Origin of the sequence: Sediminicoccus sp. BL-A-41-H5 (genome assembly GCF_050632405.1) — a bacterium.
In the GTDB taxonomy this organism is placed as follows: Bacteria; Pseudomonadota; Alphaproteobacteria; order Acetobacterales; family Acetobacteraceae; genus Roseococcus.
Genome location: NZ_CP192601.1, coordinates 2,218,099 through 2,238,444, shown reverse-complemented (window position 1 = coordinate 2,238,444; position 20,346 = coordinate 2,218,099). Strand labels below are relative to the sequence as shown.

Below are 20,346 nucleotides of genomic sequence, written 5' to 3'. Positions count from 1 at the left end.
GACTCATGACCAGATTTCCGTCCAGCCGGAATTGGCGCAAAGCGAGGCAAGTGGCAGGCTTTCTGCTGCTTGCCGGTGCCTGGTCCAGCACCGCCCTCGCCGAAGCGACCTTGTCCTTGCGGAGCTTTGCCGACTCTGTGCTGCAGACAGATGAAACATTGCTGATGCGGCGCAGTGACGTGGGAATCGCGGCGGCTGATAGCCGGGCAGCACGCGGAGCTTTTGAGCCGGTTGGGTTCATCCTGGGCAGGCGCGATCGCAACTACACACAGAACACCGCGCAACAGCGGGATCAGCGGGCTGGCACGACGGTGTTCAATAGCCGCGTTACGGATTTCAGCGCAGGCGTCGCGACGCGCACGCAAACCGGGGCGGACATTGAAGTCGCATATCGACTCGATCGGTATCGGAACAATCTGCAACCATCGAGCCTCTATGGGCGCGAATACCGGTCCGTCCTGGGTGTCGCCATCACCCAGCCGCTATTGCGCGGCGCGGGGCGCGCGGTCAACACCGCGCCGATCGACATTGCCGAGCATGATCTGCGGATTGCCAACGAGTCGATGCGGCAGGCGCTTCTGCAGCGTCTCATGGAGGCCGTGGTTGCTTATCTCCTGGTGCAGGAAGCAACAGAGCGGGTCCGCTTGCTGCAATCCGGAGTCGAGGTGGCCGAGTCACTTCTGCGTAGTGCCGAACGCATGACGGAGGGCGGCATGCGCGGTTCGGGTGCAGTCGTTGAGGCGCAAGCATTTCGTGATGTTCGCCGCGTCCAACTCGGCCAGGCGCGTCAGGATCTGCTTGACGCGCGCACGGCCATGCGCAGCCTTCTGCTCGGGGAAGGAATTACGGGGTCCGCGCTACCCGCCGCCACATCGATTGGCCCGCTTGAGCCGCTTGTCGATGTGACGCTCCGGGTACCTCCGCAGGACCAGTTGCGGGAGACGGCTTTCAATCTCAGGCCAGAGGTCCGGATCGCGGCCATGCGGATCGCACGCGAAAGCCTTCGGGTGACGATTGCGCAGAACCAGCTCTTGCCACAGCTGAACGTGACCGCCCGTTATGATCTGGATGGCCTTGCCGATTCGGCTGGCAACTCCCTCGATCAGGCGACGCGAGGCCCCTACCATGTCTGGGGGGCTGGCATTGAATTGCGTGTCCCGCTGCAGGGCAATCAGCGTGCCCGTGCTGAGTTGGATGCTGTCCGGCTGCGGCAGGAGCAAATGGAACTGGCTGGCGTTGCCTCCCGGCGGCGCATTGCGAACGAAGTGGAGGCGACCCGTGACGCGGCGTTGTTGTCCATCACGCAGTTGGATGCCCAGCGGCGCCTTCTGCGGAGCCAGCAGGAGTTGTTGCGTTTCGCCCAGGCCCAGTCCGAGGGGGGACGACTTTCGAGTATCGAGCTATTGCGCCGTCGCCTGGACTTGTTCCAGGCCGAGGAGCAGTTGCTGTTGCGCCGGACTGCGGTCATACGGGCCAAGTACGCGCTCGCCTTCACGACTGGGAGGTTGGCGGCGGAGCTCCAACTGGAATGACAATTTCTCGCCTCCGAGGCGCATGCCTCACGCTGCTCCTCCTTTTCGCGGGCCACGCCGCGGCCGAGGAGCTTTGGATTCCGGGCTATACCCGCGCGGCCCTAGACCTCAACCTCGCCCTGCCGGTCAGCGGCCGAGTGGAGGCTCTGGCCGTGCGGGATGGTGACCGCGTCGAAGCCGGCGCCCCTCTCCTGAACCTCGACAATCGGCTGGAGACCATCGAGATGGAGCGCCGCCGCGCGCTTTGGCAAAGCAACGCGGAACTGAATGCCGCGATCGCGCGCCTTCCCATCCTGACCATGCAGCTTCGTTCTGCACGCTCCATCTTTTCGGCGAACGCTTCCATCAGCCGCGAGGAGGTGCAGGCCAAGGAGTTGGCGGTCATCGCTGCGACGAGTGACATTGAATTGCGCCGTGCCGCGAAAGAAGTCGAACGGCTGGATTACGAGGCCGCGCGTGAGGCTCTGGAACGGCGGACGCTGCGCGCGCCCATGGCCGGGCGTGTCGTGCGCATTCTCCGCTACCCCGGCGAGAGCGTGCAGGCGAATGAAAGCATTCTTAGGCTGGTCGACCTGGATCGGCTCCTCTTTGTCGGCGGTGTCGAGGAGCGCGTTGCCGGCAGGCTGCGCGTTGGTGCGCCGGGGTTCGTCATGATGGAGACGGAGCAGGGCGAGGAACTTCTGCAGGGGAATGTCATTCTGATTGCACCTGTCACTGATCCCGCGAGTGGCCTGGCCGAGGTGCGGGTCGAGATACAGAACCCTGACGGCCGGCTGCGTGCGGGCGCCCGTGCGCGCCTGCGCGTCCCTGTGCCGTGAAGTGGCAATCCGCCGGCTTCGGCAGACTGAACATCGTTTCCTGATGTTTGGTCCCGGGATTTGGTGGTGCATTCTTCTCAGCCGAATGGAAGGATGCGCTATGGCCCAGGTTCTCCATGGGAGCGCCACAACGACAGAGGCGATCCGTCGAGCGATACAGCATCGTCAAGCGAGCCTGAGGGCGCTGGCCAGGCGCTCCGGCATCAATCCCCAGACTGTTGCCAAATGGCGCGCCAGGACTTCCGTCAGCGACCGGCCGACAGGGCCGACATCACCGGTCCTCACCATCGAGTACCAGGCCATCATCGTCGCCTTCCGGCGCCATGCCCTGCTGGCGCCCGATGACTGCCTTTATGCGCTGCAGGCTACCATTCCACATCTCACCCGCTCCTCGCTGCACCGCTACCTGCAACGCCACGGCATCTCCCGCCTGCCCGACGTCGCGGGCGAGCCTTCGCCCAACTTCGCAGCGCCGAGGGCAAGCTCTACCTCTTCGTCCCCATCGACCGCACCTCGAAGTTCGCCTTCGTCGAGTTGCACCGCCAAGCCAAGCAGCGCACCGCTCGGCATCGAACACCGCCTCACAAAGCCCAAGCATCCTTGGACCAACGGGCAGGTCGAGCGGATGAACCGCACCATCAAGGACGCCACCGTCCGACGCTACCATGACAGCCGCCACGACGAGCGTCGCGGACACCTCGCGTTGCTCCTCGACGCCCATAACCTTGCCAGGCGGCTGAAGACCTTGAAGGGCCTCACACCCTACCAAACCATCAGTCGGTGGTGGGCCGCAGAACCGCACAGGTTCATCGCAAATCCGCGCTACGAAATGCTGGGACCAAACAGTCTCGTTCAGGCAATCATCCCGCAGGCGTCCGTTGAAGCTCTCGACGAACGCGTTCTGCGTCGGCTTCCCGGGGGCGATATAGTGCCACTCCACCTGCCGCTCCTGCGACCGGCGCAGGATCGAGGTCGAAGTCAGCTCAGTGCCGTTGTCGCTGACCACCGCCAGGGGCTTGCCGCGGAGCGCCACGATCGCGTCGAGCTCACGCGCCACCCTGGCACCCGACAGCGAAGTGTCGGCCACCAGCGCCAGGCATTCGCGCGTGAAGTCATCCACCACGCAAAGGATACGGAACCGCCGACCACAGCCCAACGCGTCGGACACGAAATCCAGTGACCAGCGTTGGTTCGGCCCCCGCGGCAGCACGATCGGCGCCCGAGTGCCCAGTGCCTGTTTCCGGCCACCACGGCGGCGCACCTTGAGCCCTGCCTCACGGTAGAGCCGCAACAGCTTCTTGTGGCTTGGCGCAAGGCCCTCGCGCGCCAGCAAATAGCCCAGACGCCGATACCCGAACCGCCGACGCTCGGCCGCCAGCTCTCGCAAGCGCTGTCGCAGGCCAGCATCGTCCGCCCGGCTCGGCTGATACTGCGCCACCCGTCGGGCAATGCCGATCAGCTCACACGCCCGGCGCTCGCTCAGCCCGTGGCACTCCCGGGCATGGGCGACCGCGCTCCGCTTCGCGCCGGGCGTCACCATTTTTTTGTCGAGATGTCCTTCAGAACCGCGATGTCCAGCATCGCCTCCGCCAGCAGCTTCTTCGGCTTGGCGTTGTTCGTCCGCTACGCGGCCTGACCCTCAAGCGTCCGAAGCCGCTTGGCCTCGGTCACCTCAAGGCAGTCAAACCTGGCCTTCCACTTGTAGAAAGTCACCCCGCTGATGCCGTGTCGGTGGCACACATCCGCCGTCGCCGCGCCGGCTTCCTGCTGCTTCCAAAACCCCAATGATCTGCTCGTCGCTGAACCTGCTGCGCTTCATCCGTCCGTCCCTTGCTGGATCAGACCCAACCGAAAATTGGCGCCAATTCAGGGGAGCCCGTCATGCCCATGACGCTTCAAAGGGAACAGGTCCGTAGTCAGTGACGGGTCTCGTGCGCGGCGCCAAGCCACAAGCGCGCGAGGACTCCCCCAGCGGGCTGCGGTCTGATCTCCAGCTGCCCGCCATGCAATTCTGCGATCCGCCGCACAATGCGCAATCCGAGCCCCGGGCGATCGGCGGCGTTCTGATCCAGCAGCCCCGCACCGCCGCATGCGCGATCGCTCCCGCCGTCGTCGATGACGGCGAGTTGGGCGCCGGGCCCGACGACGACCTGAATGGCTGCCCCCGGCCCCGCGTGCCGGATGGCGTTCTCGACAAGGTTCCGCAGGGCGTTCTCGATCAGTGTCGGGTGCCCCTGGACCGAGCCGCTGCCCTCGGTTTGGAGCGCGAGCTTCTTGCCCTTGCCGAAGGCCAGCGGGGCGAGGGCACCGACGACGTCCCCCGCGAGCGCGGCAAGGTCAACGGCGCTGGGGGCGTCGGGCGTCGTCTCGAGCCGGGCCAGCGCCGTGAGCTGCTCCACCAGCCGGTTCAGTGCCTCGAGATCGGCCTCGACCCGGCGCGCGCGCGGATCGGCGATGTTCTCGAGCTCCAGGCGCGCGATTGTCAGCGGCGTCCTGACCTCGTGCGAGATCGCCGCAGCGAAGATCTTCTGGCTCCGCATCGCCTCGGTCTGTTTGGCAAAGGCGTCCCGGACGGCATGGATCAGCAGCGCAACCTCGCGCGGCAGGTCACGCGTGGAGATGCTGTCGGCGGCGGCCGGGCCCAGTCGGAGGATGCGGTCCCCGGCCTCCGTGACGGGCCAAAGCGCGCGCCTGATTGGCATGATCACCGCGAGAAAGATCAACACGGTTGCGCCGACCGGTATGACGAGATCATCGAGCAGCGCGTTCCGCAGCACGCGCCGGGCCACGCCCTCTGTATCGCCGAGGATCGCGAGGTCGACTTGCAGCGGCTGCGGACCATGTTCGGTGATCTTCCCGCCCACCAACCGGAATGATGAATCGGGAGACTGTCCTCCCAGCCAGAAGGTCGTGCGCGCGTCTTGCACCTGCGGGAACGTCCCGTCGCACTCCGATGAACAGCTCACGAACAGCGTCGCTCCGTCGAGAGTCCGCACGCGGGCGAGGTAGCCGCTGTTCGCGTCCCGGTAGCGCGACATCGCCAGAGGGAGATCATAGACCAGATCGCCATCCGACATCCGAACGCCCTGTCCGAGAGCCTCAGCCTCATGCTCGACGACCAGCCGCCCGACCATGTCAGTGTGCACTGCATGGTGGCGGATGGTGAGGAGACTGTCGGCCGCCGCCGCCAGCAAGGCAAAGACGACGATTCGGGTCCCTACAACATTGATGAGCGACTGCGCCCGCCGCGTCACGGCAAGCATTCGGTCAGCAGGTAGCCGACCCCGCGGACGGTCTCGAGGGACGTGCCCGTGTCACATCCCTCGAGCTTTCGGCGCAGGCGCGACACGGTCAGTTCAACAGCGTTGCTCGAGAACTCCTCGCCGAACTCTGAAAGGCTATGCTCGAGCCGGCGCTTCGCGACGACGCGCCCTGCCTCCCTCATCAACGCCTCCAGCACGCTCTTCTCACGGGTCGTCAGGCCGAGGTCCTGGCCGTCGCAGGTAACCCTGCCCTGTGCGCTGTCGAATGCGAGCCGGCCGAGGGTCATCACCGGCATCACCGCTAATGGCGAGCGGCGCAGGAGTGCCCGGCAGCGAGCGAGCAACTCGGCCGCGTTGAACGGCTTGACGAGATAGTCGTCGGCGCCGCTGTCCAGCCCGGCGACGCGGTCCTCCAGGGCGCCGCGCGCGGTCAGGACAAGGACGGGCGCCTTGGTCCCGAGAAGACTGATGCTCCGCACCAGGTCGAGGCCATCCCCATCCGGCAGCCCGAGATCGACGAGGTAAAGATCATAGGGCGTGGTTGCGATGACCTCGCGCGCGTCGGCAGCCGTGTCGACAGCGTCGATGTTCCACCCCGCCGCATGCACCGCATCCGACAAGAGTTGACGCAGACGGGCTGCATCCTCGACCAAAAGAAACCTCATGAAGCCAGTTTACGAGTGATCTGGCTCACGGGGTTAGCTGTCGTCGGCTCGAGATTTGGTGATTTTGTCGGCTATGCTGCCGGCCGAGGACGCCATGTGATGACCGCCAAGGATCCAGACGGCGACCAGTGCTTTATCATCGCGGCCCCGCCAAGCGCCTCGGAGTTTGTGTCGGTCGCCCGAACCAGAGATCGTGTGCGGCAACGGCCCGGGGAACCTGCACCGCGTGGTTGAACAGAGGCCCGCTCAAGAGCCGCGTGATACCAACTGCATCATCGCTCGACCTGCTGATCCAGCAGGCGACCTGCAGCGATCCGAAGCGTCCCGCTTCTTCGGAGGGGCGCTTCCTGGCCCCACAGCTGCCGGTGAAGTTGGCGAGCGTGCCTGTGGACTGCCGACCCGCGAGAGAGCGATCCTGCCGTTCTGCCGGACCCGCTCGACGACATTCAGTTCGGCGCTCTCAGGCAGGAGGTCCAGCAAGCTGACGCTCCGCAGCACGCCGGATCGCTGGCCGAGTGCCCGCGCACATGGAGTATGCGTGCAGGCGCCGCGCCAAGTTCCAAGCCGCCAACTCGATCGGCCACACCAAAGGCGAGACCAGGCACTTGATGTAGTGCCCTGTCAGGACATGCAGCGAGGATGCGTCGGATCAAGGCGCAGGCGGAGCCTGTATCATCGCCGCCTCCCGGGTCATCACCAACCCCTGTAGACGAGCAGGCGAGGTCGAGACCCTCTTGGCCCTATCTCACGGCGGTGACCACCCGTCATCCAGCGGACAACTCACGCATCCGGCGGCGGAATGCACCCTCGGACTGTCGCGACGACGCGGGGCGGACGCATGAGCGCGCGACGCCACTTCGGCCGGTCGGCATGGGGAACGTCGCCCGCTGGACGCACCGCATTCGGCCATACGGTTCGCCGCCGTCACCAGACTTGGCTCCACAGGGCGCACATCGACAATGGCCGGCGGGCGTGTGCTGGCCCGGATGTTACGGCCAATGGCCTCGTAGTTCTGAAAGGCTTGCTCGTCGCGCACCACAATCCACCCGGGCGCGCCATCGGACGGGCACTCGGCCCGCCGCCGCACCAGATCTGACACGGGTGCGCTGGGATCATGCAGCAGGCGCGCAATATGGGCGCAACCCACGCTCTGGCTCAGGCTCTCTGTCGAAGCGACGGGTTGTATGGTCTGCCCGCCTCCCCTGACAAAGACAGCACTGCGCTCACCCGGGCTGCAAGCGACAAGACCCGCGGCCAGGGCAAGCAGCATGATCCGCACCACTGTCCGTCTCCTTCGTCCGCCGGCCAGGGAAGCGGGAAGGGCTCGCCCTCCCCGCCCCGCCATCAGCAGACTCCGGGACGGGCGCGGCGCTCAGCCGCCGAGGCGGTGTCGCACCAATCGGGGCGCGCTCGCACGAACGTCGCCCCGGGAGCAGCGGAGACGTTGGAGGCAGGCGGCGCCGGCGGGTTTGGCATGATGGTGTTGGCCGGACGGTCCGCCGCGCAGGGCACGCCAGCCACGGCCATCGAGGCACGAATCTCGCTGTTGTGACAGAGCACTTCGGCGGCTGCGCGCGCCAGACCCATCTGCGCGAGCAAGGCGGCATTCGCACGCCGCGTGCAGTCGCGATCCTCGACGCCTGCGCCGAGCGCCATGCCGAAGCCCATCACGGACATCGCGCCGGAGACGGAGACGACGCAAGGGTTGGACGAGAAGATATTCGGCGCAGTGACAGGCGCCACCGTGGTCACGCGACTCACGGTGTCCTGTCGCTCCGGGTTCCCACTGAAGTAATAGGTCGGCGCCGCAATGGCAGCCGCCGAGGCGCCGGCTTCAGAGCCGGACTGCGTCCCCGATTGCACGGTCGTTTGCGCGGATGCGTTGGCGCCAAACCCCAAGGTCAGAACAGCACCGCAGAGATAGAGAGTAAGACGAGTCATCAGACTTTTTCCTGTACAGACGGGCATGTGAGGAGGGAGCCGCCTCCCTCGCTCACACCAACGGCGACGGCAGGCCTGGTTGAACGGGCCGCCGAACTACCGCCTAGCGGGTCCCAAACGGGGCAAGCTGGATCATGCCCGTGAGGCCCAGCGTGCCGGTCGTACCGGCCAGGCCGGCGCCAGTCGTGCCAGCGACGAAAGAGTTGAGCCCGCCGAGGTTCGACGAGCCAAAGCCACCCGAGCTGGCGGAGAACGACGTCTGAGCGTTGCCGCCAAACTGCATCGTGCCGGGGTTGATAAATCCGGTCACCGCCGAGGTGGCGTTGCCCAGGGTTTCGGAAGACACCTGAGACGCCGACATCGAGCCCATGCGGTCACCGATCGTCCCGCCAGCCACCAGCGAGGACCCGTTAACCCAGGCGCCACCGGCCTGGAACCCTTCAAAGCTGCCCCCCAACATGCCGGTCAGGCCGAGCAAACCCGCCGCGCCAAAATTCCCGTGGGAGCTGTTGTCGTCAGCTGAGGCCGGCGCGGCGCTCAGCGCCAGAAGCGGCAAAGTGGCCAGAAGCATTTTTTTCATCGTTTACAGCCTTTTCCGATTGCAGACCGCGCAATGAACACTTTCATCCACCGAGCCCGCGACGAAATAACGAATATTAATTTACCCTAAAATATTCAAGATACTTTCCTTCGAGTTTTGCCGCGTTCACTTCAGGCAAGGATATTTTTGGAGAGGGATTAATATAAAGGCGCTTTTGTGTGGTTTCGCCGTTCTAATTCCGGGTGACGCAAGCGGCTCGTCACCAGATATGGCCCCCGACCGCTTTCGCCGGAGGGATCAAGCCCGCACCATCAACGCTGGACACGGCTGAGTGCGCGCTCGCTCCCCCTTTCCTGCGCTCCGGTTGGAGTCGACCCGGTTTCGTGGACACCCCGAAGCTTGAGATGGAGGTGTTCGAGATGCCGAAGTTCAAAGTGCCTTACCCACCGGAGTTCCGGAGGCAGATGGTGGAGTTGGTCCGATCAGGACGAACACCCGAGGAGCTTTCCAGGGAGATCGAGCCGACGGCGCAGTCGATCTGGAACTGTGTTCGTCAGGCCCAGCGCGACGGTGGGGCTCGCAAGGAGGGCGGCGTGACCAGTCCCGAGCGGGAGGAACTGACGAAGCTCCGCCGTGAGAACCACCGCCTGCGTCAAGAGCGCGACATCTTGGTAAAGGTGGCGGCCGGCGGACATATACGTCCGACCGCGCGGGAGGAAGCCCTGAACGGGTCCTCGAATTCATGAACGCGCACCCAAGCCGAATTCCCCATTGCAACCATGGCGCGCGTGCTGGGCGTCTCGATCTCCGGCTTCTACGCGTGGCGCAGCCGCCCGGCTTCGGCCCCTGCCACGAGCGACGCGGCGCTGCTACGCCGGATCCGCACGATCCATGCCGCCTCGCACGGCACGTAAGGCGCGCTACGCGTGCATGCCGAGCTCTAGGCTGAGGGCACGGCCGTGGCCGGCAAGCGGGTGGCGCGGCTGATGCGCGGCGCCGGGCAGCGCGGCATCTCTCGGCGCCGCTTCCCGGCGACCACGCAGCGGGAGCCCAGCCATCGGCGTGCCAACGATCTCGTCGGCCGTGACTTTCGCGCGGTGGTGCCGAACCGGCCCTGGGTGGCCGACATCACCTGTGTGCTGACCGCGGCGAGATTCCTGTTCCTCGCCGTCGTTCTCGACGTCTGGTCGCGCCCTTCGGCGCGGCGCTCGGGCCGATGGCGCGCTCGCGCCTCAGCGTCGGTTGGGCGATGGCGACGGATCTGCGCACGCGCCTGATGCTCGATGCACTCGACATGGCCGTGACGACGAGGAAGCCACGTCGACGTGGTGCATCACTCTGGCCAGGCCAGCCAATACACGTCAGTTGCCTTCGGCTTGAGATGCAAAGAGGCGGGCGTGCGCCCCTCGACCGGCTCGGCTGGCGATGCGTAGGACAACGCCATGGCAGAGGCGTTCTTCGCCACCCTCGAGTGCGAACCGCTGGATCGGCGTGGCTTCCGCTCCCAGGCAGAGGCTCGAATGGCGGTGTTCGCCTTCACCGAGGGCTTCTACAATCCGACCAAGCGACACTCGGCCCTGGGCTATCTCTCACCCATCGAATACGAAGCCAGAGCCATGCCGGAAGGCAACTGATCCCTACACCCTCACCGTCAGCGGAAGCGGGGCAACTTGATCCGCGACCGGGAAACTGGGTCGCTTTCGGATGGACTTCTCTGCTGAGATTTCCCTGGCTGGGACGAGCGGAGAGCGGTGAAGGCATCGAGGTTTACGGAGGCGCAGAAGGCATTCGTGCTGAAGCAGGGCGCCGAGGGTCTTCCGGTGGCGGAGGTTTGCCGCAAGGTGGGCATCAGCCAGGCGACCTAATTCAACTGGAAGAAGAAGTAAGGCGGCCTGCTGCCGGCTTAGATGCGCCGGCTGAAGCAGCTTGAGGATGAGAACTCGAAACTGAAGAAGATCGTGGCCGATCTGACGCTGGATCGGGAGATGCTGCAGGACGTCATCCGCCGAAAAATCTGAGGCCTGTTCGCAAGCGCAAGCTGGTCGACGGCATGCGGGTGGGCTGGGGCATGTCGATCAGGCGGGCCTGCCGGGCACTGTCCTTCGATACGTCCATGTACCACGACAAGTCGCGTCGACACGGGCAGGCCGGTTTGGAGGAGCGGATCAATGCGATCTGCGAGACGCGTGTCCGATACGGCTATCGGCGCGTGCATCTGTTGCTGCGACGTGAGGGCTGGATGATCAACCAGAAGCGAACTCGCAGGATCACCAATGAGTTGGGCCTGCAACTGCGGCACAAGGCGCCGAAGCGCAGGGTGAAGGCGAAGCTGCGGGATGACCTTTGTGATGCTGTGGCGCCGAATGAAACCTGGGCGATGGACTTCGTGCACGATCAGCTGGCGACGGGAGCGCGGCTGCGCGTGCTGACGGTGGTCGATATCTTCTCGCGCTATGCGGCGGTGATCGACCCACGGTTCAGCTACAGGGGCGAGGATGTGGTGCAGACGCTGGAGCGTATCTGCGCGACGGTGGGCTATCCGAAGACGATCCGCGTGGATCAGGGAACGGAATTCGTGTCTCGTGATGGCGATCTATGGGCCTACGCGCACGAGGTCACGCTGGATTTCTCGCGGCCGGGCAAGCCAACGGACAATGCCGATATCGAGGCCTTCAACGGCCGGTTCCGTGCGGAGTGCCTGAGCACCCACTGGTTCCTGACTCTTGCCGATGCCCGCGAGAAGATGGAGGCTTGGCGTCGATACTACAACGAGGAGAGACCGCACGACGCGATCGGCGATAAGGTCCGCTGTGAGCAGCAAAATCCCGATGGCGCAACCAGCCCGCCGTCGTGACCAGGCCGGAAAACTCCAACTTCCGGCGGTCCAAACTTTGGTCGCGGATCAAACTTCAACTTCCAATGGCACGCGGAAACTCCACCCGGACCACTCGATGGAGGCGGGCCGATCGGAGATCATTAAGCCAATCAATCGACAAGAGTACGAAAAAGGACCTATAAATACGCAATAAATTATCTCGCTTTCCCGCTATCACGCAGATTGTGTGTTTTGTGACGGGAATATCTGGGAAATGCCTGCCGTAGCGTCAGTAAAAAGCCTATTAGCTTGTGATCAGTCTTCGAAAGATGAAAGCGCAATCCGCTTGATCCATGCTGAGGAAACGGCAATCGCCACCATGCCTCGCGGATCAATCGAGTATTTTGTGAATGACGATCCGATTGGCTATTCGATCAAACACTACGGTGGGTGGGCCGAGGCAGAAATTCGCCTGCTGAATGCCCTGGTCCGTGAAGGTGATGTTGTTGTCGATGCAGGTGCAAACATCGGCACCCACACGCTTGCCCTGGCCCGCCGAGTTGGCGTGACAGGCAGGGTCATCGCATTCGAACCGCAGGCAAAAGTATTTGAGCTGCTCAAGCGCAATTTGGCATCCAATGGCATACTTCACGGCGAGGCGATTCACGCCGCTCTCGGCAGCGAGCCGGGTGAAGTGGCTTTCGACGAGCCGTCCTACGGTGCTCACACCAACATCGGAGCAGTCTGCATGCGTGCCGCGACAGGCAGCGGAGAGGGCAGGCTGGTCCGGATGGAGACAATCGACGGCCGCGAACTCGAAGCTTGTCGACTTCTCAAGATCGACGCGGAGGGTATGGGCGCCGCGGTGATTGCTGGCGGAGTGGACACGATTAAACGGGCGCGCCCCGTGGTCTTCGTGGAATGTGATAGTGACGGGGAAGCGGCGGATATCCTCGCCGCCATGCCGCGTGATGGCTATGTCTTATTCGTCGTACGCACCGCGGCCTTCGATGAGCAGAATCACAAACGCAACCAGGATAATGTCTTCGGCCTCGCGCACGAGACCGGACTGCTCTTCCTTCCAGAGGTGGACGCGATGGCGCCACCGACAGATCTTCCTGGTGTCACCCTCATCCGCTGTCATACGCTTGACGATGTTGCGGAGGCGCTGCGCACCACACCGCGTTACGGCGACCGCACGAGCCACGATCGTGACCCTTTGGCCCTGCGGAAGGCGCTCGAAGACCTCGAGGCGCAGAACCGTGACGACATCGCCCGCCTGAGCTTCCGCATTGCCTCCCTTGAGTGGCAGCTGAGGCAAGCAGAATACGGAACCACACCGTCCGTCGCGTTGCTCGAGGAACGGATCCGGGCCATGGAGGGCTCTACGTCTTGGCGGATCACTGCGCCTGTCCGCGCTCTGAAACTGTTGCTGAACCGCAGGCGCCGATGACCGAAGCCATCACCGATAATGATATCGCGCTCGTTGCAGCGAGCGGCCTGTTTGACGCGAACTACTACACCACTCAGGTGGGTATGCTCTTCCATGGGCATGAGGCGGCCATTCGCCATTACCTCACTACAGGCTGGCTGGACTTCGCCGACCCTGGGCCGGCGTTCTCGACAAGTCATTACCTGGCAGATAACCGGGACGTCCTGGATGCGGCCACCAACCCGCTGTTGCACTTTATTCGCTCGGGGAAAGCTGAAGGGCGGCCTGGCACCCGCTGGAACCGTCGCCGCGCGTTGTCGCTACGCCGTTTGGCGGCTCCGCTAGCCCCGACGGAAGCGGAATGGGCAGCTCTGGGACGCCCTTCCACTGACGTGCCAGTCGTTGATGTCATCGTCCCCGTCTACAAGGGGTATGCTGAAACGCTTCGAACACTCCATTCCGTGCTCGCCGCGCCACAGCGGACTGCGTACCGGCTGGTTGTCATCGATGACTGCTCGCCTGAGCTTGCATTGTCCGAGGCGCTTGGAGCACTTGCTGAGCGAGGCTTGATCGAGCTTTACAAGAACGAGCAGAACCTGGGTTTTGTCGCCACCTGCAACCGTGGCATGTCTTTGCGCTCAGATCGGGATGTCGTGCTGCTCAACGCAGACACCGAGGTCCATAACGACTGGCTCGACCGACTTAGGGCCGCCGTACTCCGCGACCTCCGTATCGGTACGGCGACGCCGCTTTCGAATAACGCCGAGATCTGCAGCTATCCTCGCTTCGTGCGCGACAACTGGGCGCAGCTAGAACTGGACGGCGCCACGCTCGACCGCTTAGCTGCCCAAGCAAACGCTGGCTGGACCTGCGACGTACCAACAGGGGTGGGCTTCTGTATGTATGTCCGACGGTCCTGCCTCGATGACGTAGGTCTGCTGGACAGCGAGACCTTTGGTCGCGGTTATGGCGAAGAGAATGACTTTTGCTGCCGTGCATCTGCCCGCGGATGGCGCAATATCCTTGCTGCCGATATCTTCGTGCGCCATCACGGTGGCACTTCCTTTGGCGCGGAAAAGACGAATCGGATCCAGGATGCGATGCGGCAACTCGTCGAGATCCATCCCTGGTACCCCAGTGCCGTCGAGGAGTTTATCAAGGCCGACCCGGTCAAGCCTGCGCGTCGGGCTCTCGATGTGGCGCGGCTCAAGCGGCGCTCTGCCGGTGGCGCGATACTCTTCGTGCTACACGGCCTGGGCGGTGGAACAGAGCAACATGCGCTAGAGATGGCGGCACTGCTGGAAGCTGATGGCACCCCGGTATTCTTTTCGCGGCCAGACGACCGGACCGGCACGCTGTACATCGAAGATCCAGAGACCCTGGAGACACCCAACCTGACCGGCTTCCGCTTCGACGTTGATCTTGACGATTATGCAGCGACGATCAGTGCGCTTGGGGTACGCCTCCTTCACATACACAATATGGCCGCCATGCATCCAAATGCGGCAGACTTCTTTCGCCATGCAGCGCGCCTCGCCGGCATCCCATACGTTGTCACTCTGCACGACTACGGCGCGATCTGCCCGCGCGTTTCGCTTGTCGATCAAAGCGGTGTCTATTGCGGCGAGCCGGAGATCCATATTTGCCGGCGTTGTATTGAGCGCGACGGCTCGATCAACGGGAGGCCTGACATTGCCTCGTGGCGAGCGTCACATGACGCTCTCATCCGGGACGCGCGCCGCGTTTTCGTGCCTAACTCTGACGTAGCGCGGCGGATGCGGCGTCACATGCCTGGCATTCAGTACTTGGTGCGTCCGCACCCGGAAATGCAAGCGCCGTCAGTCGTTACCCGCGTAAACAGCCTCCAGGGGAAGGGAGGCTTGCGCCGGGTTGCCCTACTCGGCGCGATCGGTCCGCATAAGGGTTCGCACCTTTTGGAGCGCGCGGCGGAGTATGTGCGGGCCGAATGCCTGCCAATCCAGTTCGTCGTGGTGGGCTATACGGACCGGGACGCGGCACTGCGCGCCTGCGGTGTCGAGATCACCGGCCCTTATGTGCCTGAGGCCGCAGCGACCATGCTAGCCGATGCCAGCGCGGACTTAGCGTGGCTTCCGGCGGTCGTGCCCGAGACGTTTTCTTACACCCTCACGACGATATTGCGCCAGCGTGTCTTTCCGGTGGTGTTTGACTTTGGGGCGCCAGCTGAGCGGTTGCGTCGCCTTGGTTGGGGTGCGCGCTTGCCGATGGAGTTGATGCTCGATCCTGTAGCATGCGCGCGCGCGTTGCTTGGCGTATCGATCACTCCGCCCCCAATGCTAGAAGAGCCTTATATCGCCTATCCGCACCCACTTCGCAGCTACTACGAAATCGACTCACTCAATGACCATGAAGGTGTGGTCTCGGCAAGCGCTGGTGCGGGTTTGCGTTGAAACCCCTCAGTTCAGCCGCCCTGCGTCCCTTGTATCTTCGTTGACCTTGCTCCCGAATTCTGGGTCGCCCTGAGCTGGAGGGTTCCAGTTCAGGTTTGGTGCTGGGAGACGGAGGGCTTGCGATGAAGCAGTCGAAGTTCACGGATGCGCAGATCGCGTTCGGGTTGCGTCGGGCGGAGGAGGGGACGGCGATCGTGGAAGTCTGCCGCAAGAAGTACGGCGGGCTGAAGGCTTCTGAGATGCGGCGACTGAAGCGGTTCGAGGAGGAGAAGGGCAAGCTGAGGAAGCTTATGGCAGACCTCTGCTTGGATCTGGCGATGCTGCAGGATGTTCTGGCAAGAAAGCTCTGCAGCTTACGCGGCGACGCCGGTTGGTGGATGACGTCCGAAGCGGGTGGAAGGTCTCGACAGGTCGGGCCTGCGCGGTGATCCGGATGGAGCCACCGCCGTACTATTGCCGGTGGCACTGATCGGTCGGATCAAGGAGATCGCCGCGACGCGCGTGCGGTACGGCTGCCGCCGGATCCACGTACTGGTGCGGCGTGAGGGGTGGGCGGTGAACGCAAAGCGGATTTGCCGGCTGTACCGGGAGCTTGGCCTGCAGCTACGCAACAAGGTGCCGAAGCGGCGGGTCAAGGCGAAGCTTCGCGATGACCGGCGACCGCTGGAACGGGCCAATGAGACATGGGTGATGGACTTCGTGCACGACCAGTTGGCGACGGGGCGGAAGATCCGTGTGCTGACGATCGTGGACACCTTCACGCGCTAAGCGCCGGCGATGGAGCCGCGGTTCGGCTATCGGGCGGGAGACGTCGTCGACGTGGTCGAACGCGCCCGGCATGGGCATGCATACCCGCGGGCGATCCGCGTCGACCAGGGCAGCGAGTTCGTGTCACGCGAGTTGGATCTCTGGGCGTACCAGCACGGCGTGACGCTCGACTTTTCGCGACCAGGCAAGCCCACGGACAACGCGCTCATCGAGACGCTGAACGGGAAGTACCGGGCGGAGTGCCTGAACGGGCACTGGTTCATGAGCCTCGACGACGCGCGGGCGAAGTACGCGGCCTGGCGCAGAAACTACAATGAGGTTCGCCCGTACAGCGGGATCGGCAATAAGCCGCCGGCGAGCCTGGTCAAATCGGTCAGCGGTACACGGCCCACGCCGACCGAATAGCGCTGAAAGACGCCTGCCAGGGCGGTCCAAGGATGGGAGCAGGGGGGAAAGGAGGCGGCGAACCGACCAAGTGAAAGGCACCCACGACCGGCGCGAGGCGAGCTTGGGAGAATGGGAGCGGCGCGGTCTAACCGCCACCGGGACGACCCGAGAATAACGCCCGACCTGGGTGCTGGGCGGGGCAGATGCCGCGCGGTCGACATCAAACCAACACCGGCGTGGTGACCTTCAAGACGGCGCCGAACTTCGAGGCGCCCGCCGATGCCGGCGCCGACAATGTCTACAACATCACCGTCACCGCCTCCGATGGCACGCTCTCCAGCGCAGCCCAGCCTGTTGCCATCACCGTCACCAACGTAAAGGGACCGAGCGTCACCTCCGGCGCGACGGCGAGCTTCGCGGAAAACGCCAGCGGCACGGTCTATACCGCCACTGGGACCGACCCGGAGAATAACGCCCTGACCTGGGTGCTGGGCGGGGCAGATGCCGCGCGGTTCGACATCAATACCAACACCGGCGTGGTGACCTTCAAGACGGCGCCGAACTTCGAGGCGCCCGCCGATGCCGGCGCCGACAATGTCTACAACATCACCGTCACCGCCTCCGATGGCACGCTCTCCAGCGCAGCCCAGCCTGTTGCCATCACCGTCACCAACGTCAATGAGGGACCGAGCGTCACCTCCGGCGCGACGGCGAGCTTCGCGGAAAACGCCAGCGGCACGGTCTATACCGCCACTGGGACCGACCCGGAGAATAACGCCCTGACCTGGGTGCTGGGCGGGGCAGATGCCGCGCGGTTCGACATCAATACCAACACCGGCGTGGTGACCTTCAAGACGGCGCCGAACTTCGAGGCGCCCGCCGATGCCGGCGCCGACAATGTCTACAACATCACCGTCACCGCCTCCGATGGCACGCTCTCCAGCGCAGCCCAGCCTGTTGCCATCACCGTCACCAACGTCAATGAGGGACCGAGCGTCACCTCCGGCGCGACGGCGAGCTTCGCGGAGAATGGCAGCGGTACGGTCTACACCGCCACTGGCACCGACCCTGAGAACAGCGCCCTGACCTGGGCGCTGGGCGGAGCAGATGCCGCGCGGTTCGACATCAATACCAACACCGGCGTGGTGACCTTCAAGACGGCGCCAAACTTCGAGGCGCCCGCCGATGTCGGCGCCGACAATGTCTACAACATCACCGTCACCGCCTCGGATGGCACGCTTTCCAGCGCAGCCCAGCCTGTTGCCATCACCGTTACCAATGTGAATGAGGGACCGAGCGTCACCTCCGGCGCGACGGCGAGCTTCGCGGAGAATGGCAGCGGCACGGTCTACACCGCCACCGGGACCGACCCGGAGAACAGCGCCCTGACCTGGGCGCTGGGCGGAGCAGATGCCGCGCGGTTCGACATCAATACCAACACCGGCGTGGTGACCTTCAAGACGGCGCCGAACTTCGAGGCGCCCGCCGATGCCGGCGCCGACAATGTCTACAACATCACTGTCACCGCCTCCGATGGCAGCAACTCCAGCGCGGCGCAGGCCGTCGCCATCACCGTCACCAACGTCAATGAGGGACCCAGCGTCACCTCCGGCGCGACGGCGAGCTTCGCGGAAAACGCCAGCGGCACGGTCTACACCGCCACCGGGACAGACCCGGAGAACAGCGCCCTGACCTGGGTGCTGGGCGGGGCGGATGCCGCGCGGTTCGACATCAATACCAACACCGGCGTGGTGACCTTCAAGACGGCGCCGAACTTCGAGGCGCCCGCCGATGCCGGCGCTGACAATGTCTACAACATCACCGTCACCGCCTCCGACGGCACGCTTTCCAGCGCGGCCCAGCCTGTTGCCATCACCGTCACCAATGTGAATGAGGGGCCGAGCGTCACCTCCGGCGCGACGGCGAGCTTCGCGGAGAATGCCAGCGGCACGGTCTACACCGCCACCGGGACGGACCCTGAGAGCAACGCCCTGACCTGGGTGCTGGGCGGGGCAGATGCCGCGCGGTTCGACATCAATGCGAACACCGGCGTGGTGACCTTCAAGACGGCGCCGAACTTCGAAGCCCCGGCCGATGCCGGCGCTGACAATGTCTACAACATCACTGTCACCGCCTCCGATGGCAGCAACTCCAGCGCGGCCCAGCCTGTCGCGATCACCGTCACCAATGTGAATGAGGGACCGACCGTCACCTCCGGCGCGACGGCGAACTTCGCTGAGAATGGCTTGGGGATCGTCTACACCGCCACCGGCACGGATCCCGATGCCGGCACCAGCCTCACCTGGGCGCTCGGCGGCACAGACGCGGGCCTGTTCAACATCAACGCCGCGAGTGGTGCCGTGACCTTCAAGGCCGCACCGAACTTTGATGCGCCCGCCGATGCCGGCGCGAACAACGTCTATGACATCACCGTCACCGCCTCGGACGGCTCGCTGTTCAGCACCCCCCGGGCCGTCGCCATCACCGTTACCAACGCCAACGAGGACATATTCGTAGGTCCGATGGCCCTGCGTTCCGATGGTTTTGGTGCCGGCGGAAGCGCGGGTGGTTGGACGAGTGCAGATCGCTTCCCGCGCCAGCTTGCCGACGTGAACGGCGACGGTCGTGCCGACATCGTGGGGTTCGGCGACGCCGGCGTCTGGGTGGCGCTGGCAGACGGATCGGGCGGCTTCGGTCAGATGGCGCTGCGTTTCGATGGGTTTGGCGCTGGCGCAAGTGCGGGCGGCTGGGCGAGCGACGATCGCTTCCCACGCCAGCTCGCCGATGTGAACGGCGATGGTCGTGCCGACATCGTGGGGTTCGGCGACGCCGGCGTCTGGGTGGCGTTGGCTGACGGATCGGGCGGCTTCGATCCGATGGCGCTGCGTTTCAATGGGTTTGGCGCTGGCGCAAGTGCGGGCGGCTGGGCGAGCGATGATCGCTTCCCACGCCAGCTCGCCGATGTGAACGGCGATGGTCGTGCCGACATCGTGGGTTTCGGCGACGCGGGCGTCTGGGTGGCGCTGGCTGACGGGTCAGGCGGTTTCGATCCGATGGCGCTGCGTTTCAATGGGTTTGGCGCTGGCGCAAGTGCGGGCGGCTGGGCGAGCGACGATCGCTTCCCGCGCCAGCTCGCCGATGTGAACGGCGATGGTCGTGCCGACATCGTGGGCTTCGGCGACGCGGGCGTCTGGGTGGCGCTGGCTGACGGGTCAGGCGGTTTCGATCCGATGGCGCTGCGTTTCAATGGGTTTGGCGCTGGCGCAAGTGCCGGTGGCTGGACGAGCGACGACCGCTTTCCGCGCCAGCTTGCCGATATGAACGGCGATGGTCGTGCCGACATCGTGGGGTTCGGCGAAGCGGGCGTCTGGGTGGCGTTGGCAGACGGATCGGGCGGCTTCGATCCGATGGCGCTGCGGTCCGATGGGTTTGGTGCCGGCGGAAGCGCGGGTGGCTGGACAAGCGCCGATCGCTTCCCGCGCCAGCTTGCCGATGTGAACGGCGATGGTCGTGCCGACATCGTGGGGTTCGGCGAAGCGGGCGTCTGGGTGGCGCTCGTCGACAATATCTGGATCTGACAGCGCTCAGGCACCAGCGCTGCATCTTCGCCGGGTCGCGACGACCGGACCGCCTGCGCACAGCAGGCGGTCGGTGAAGGCGGTCATGGCATCGACCGGCATCCGAGCTCCGCCTGCTGAACCGGCTCGACGCCTGGCGCTGCATCTCGTTGGCCTGCCGAGTCTGGCAGTTCTCGC

At 64.5% G+C, this 20,346-nt stretch carries 9 protein-coding genes and 5 pseudogenes; 9 read left to right on the top strand and 5 right to left on the bottom strand.

Features of this window, described 5'->3' with window-relative positions; all coding sequences use genetic code 11:
- The first annotated feature begins 5 nt into the window (after positions 1–5).
- From ACQ860_RS11120 to ACQ860_RS11110, 3 genes and pseudogenes are all read left to right on the top strand, one after another.
- Complete coding sequence (locus tag ACQ860_RS11120) at positions 6–1,532, top strand: TolC family protein (RefSeq protein WP_431303433.1); 1,527 nt, start codon at positions 6–8, stop codon at positions 1,530–1,532.
- Positions 1,529–2,350 (top strand): efflux RND transporter periplasmic adaptor subunit, encoded by an 822-nt coding sequence (locus ACQ860_RS11115; RefSeq protein ID WP_431303432.1) that lies wholly within the window; start codon positions 1,529–1,531, stop codon positions 2,348–2,350. Before ACQ860_RS11120 ends, ACQ860_RS11115 begins: the two co-directional genes overlap by 4 nt.
- 100 nt (positions 2,351–2,450) lie before the next feature.
- A pseudogene (locus ACQ860_RS11110) lies at positions 2,451–3,197 on the top strand (integrase core domain-containing protein); the annotation flags it as partial.
- On the opposite strand, the pseudogene ACQ860_RS11105 reads toward ACQ860_RS11110, so the two are convergent.
- From ACQ860_RS11105 to ACQ860_RS11085, 5 genes and pseudogenes are all read right to left on the bottom strand, one after another.
- A pseudogene (locus ACQ860_RS11105) lies at positions 3,168–4,169 on the bottom strand (IS3 family transposase); the annotation flags it as partial. The pseudogenes ACQ860_RS11110 and ACQ860_RS11105 sit on opposite strands and share 30 nt — an antisense overlap.
- A gap of 97 nt (positions 4,170–4,266) precedes the next feature.
- Positions 4,267–5,613 carry a sensor histidine kinase gene (locus ACQ860_RS11100; RefSeq protein ID WP_431303431.1) on the bottom strand — a complete coding sequence of 449 codons (1,347 nt, stop codon included), beginning with the start codon at positions 5,611–5,613 and terminating at the stop codon, positions 4,267–4,269.
- Positions 5,601–6,278 carry a response regulator gene (locus ACQ860_RS11095; protein ID WP_431303430.1) on the bottom strand — a complete coding sequence of 226 codons (678 nt, stop codon included), beginning with the start codon at positions 6,276–6,278 and terminating at the stop codon, positions 5,601–5,603. The genes ACQ860_RS11100 and ACQ860_RS11095 overlap by 13 nt, the downstream gene beginning before the upstream one ends.
- 1,344 nt (positions 6,279–7,622) lie before the next feature.
- Positions 7,623–8,219, bottom strand: a complete 597-nt coding sequence (locus tag ACQ860_RS11090) for a hypothetical protein (protein ID WP_431303429.1) — start codon at positions 8,217–8,219, stop codon at positions 7,623–7,625.
- Between the two features lie 103 nt (positions 8,220–8,322).
- A complete protein-coding gene (locus tag ACQ860_RS11085; RefSeq protein ID WP_431303428.1) occupies positions 8,323–8,799 on the bottom strand; it encodes a hypothetical protein in 477 nt (158 codons plus the stop codon).
- Positions 8,800–9,179: 380 nt separating this feature from the next.
- On the opposite strand from ACQ860_RS11085, the pseudogene ACQ860_RS11080 reads away from it, so the two are divergent.
- The 6 genes and pseudogenes from ACQ860_RS11080 to ACQ860_RS11055 all read left to right on the top strand — a co-directional run bounded on the left by ACQ860_RS11080 (position 9,180) and on the right by ACQ860_RS11055 (position 20,169).
- A pseudogene (locus tag ACQ860_RS11080) lies at positions 9,180–10,394 on the top strand (IS3 family transposase).
- Positions 10,395–10,511: 117 nt separating this feature from the next.
- Positions 10,512–11,614 (top strand): annotated as a pseudogene (locus tag ACQ860_RS11075) (IS3 family transposase).
- 307 nt (positions 11,615–11,921) lie between these two features.
- Entirely contained in the window at positions 11,922–13,028 is a 1,107-nt protein-coding gene (locus ACQ860_RS11070; protein WP_431303427.1) for an FkbM family methyltransferase, read from the top strand.
- A complete protein-coding gene (locus ACQ860_RS11065; RefSeq protein ID WP_431303426.1) occupies positions 13,025–15,436 on the top strand; it encodes a glycosyltransferase in 2,412 nt (803 codons plus the stop codon). The genes ACQ860_RS11070 and ACQ860_RS11065 overlap by 4 nt, the downstream gene beginning before the upstream one ends.
- Positions 15,437–15,558: 122 nt before the next feature.
- Positions 15,559–16,609: pseudogene (locus ACQ860_RS11060) on the top strand (IS3 family transposase).
- Positions 16,610–16,830: 221 nt separating this feature from the next.
- A complete protein-coding gene (locus tag ACQ860_RS11055) occupies positions 16,831–20,169 on the top strand; it encodes a VCBS domain-containing protein (protein ID WP_431303425.1) in 3,339 nt (1,112 codons plus the stop codon).
- The last annotated feature ends 177 nt before the right edge of the window (positions 20,170–20,346 follow it).

Excerpts from the sequence above, each read along its gene's own strand:
- ACQ860_RS11120 (WP_431303433.1), top strand. The coding sequence starts at position 6 with ATGACCAGATTTCCGTCCAGCCGGAATTGGCGCAAAGCGAGGCAAGTG.
- ACQ860_RS11115 (WP_431303432.1), top strand. The coding sequence starts at position 1,529 with ATGACAATTTCTCGCCTCCGAGGCGCATGCCTCACGCTGCTCCTCCTT.
- ACQ860_RS11100 (WP_431303431.1), bottom strand. The coding sequence starts at position 5,613 with ATGCTTGCCGTGACGCGGCGGGCGCAGTCGCTCATCAATGTTGTAGGG.
- ACQ860_RS11095 (WP_431303430.1), bottom strand. The coding sequence starts at position 6,278 with ATGAGGTTTCTTTTGGTCGAGGATGCAGCCCGTCTGCGTCAACTCTTG.
- ACQ860_RS11090 (WP_431303429.1), bottom strand. The coding sequence starts at position 8,219 with ATGACTCGTCTTACTCTCTATCTCTGCGGTGCTGTTCTGACCTTGGGG.
- ACQ860_RS11085 (WP_431303428.1), bottom strand. The coding sequence starts at position 8,799 with ATGAAAAAAATGCTTCTGGCCACTTTGCCGCTTCTGGCGCTGAGCGCC.
- ACQ860_RS11065 (WP_431303426.1), top strand. The coding sequence starts at position 13,025 with ATGACCGAAGCCATCACCGATAATGATATCGCGCTCGTTGCAGCGAGC.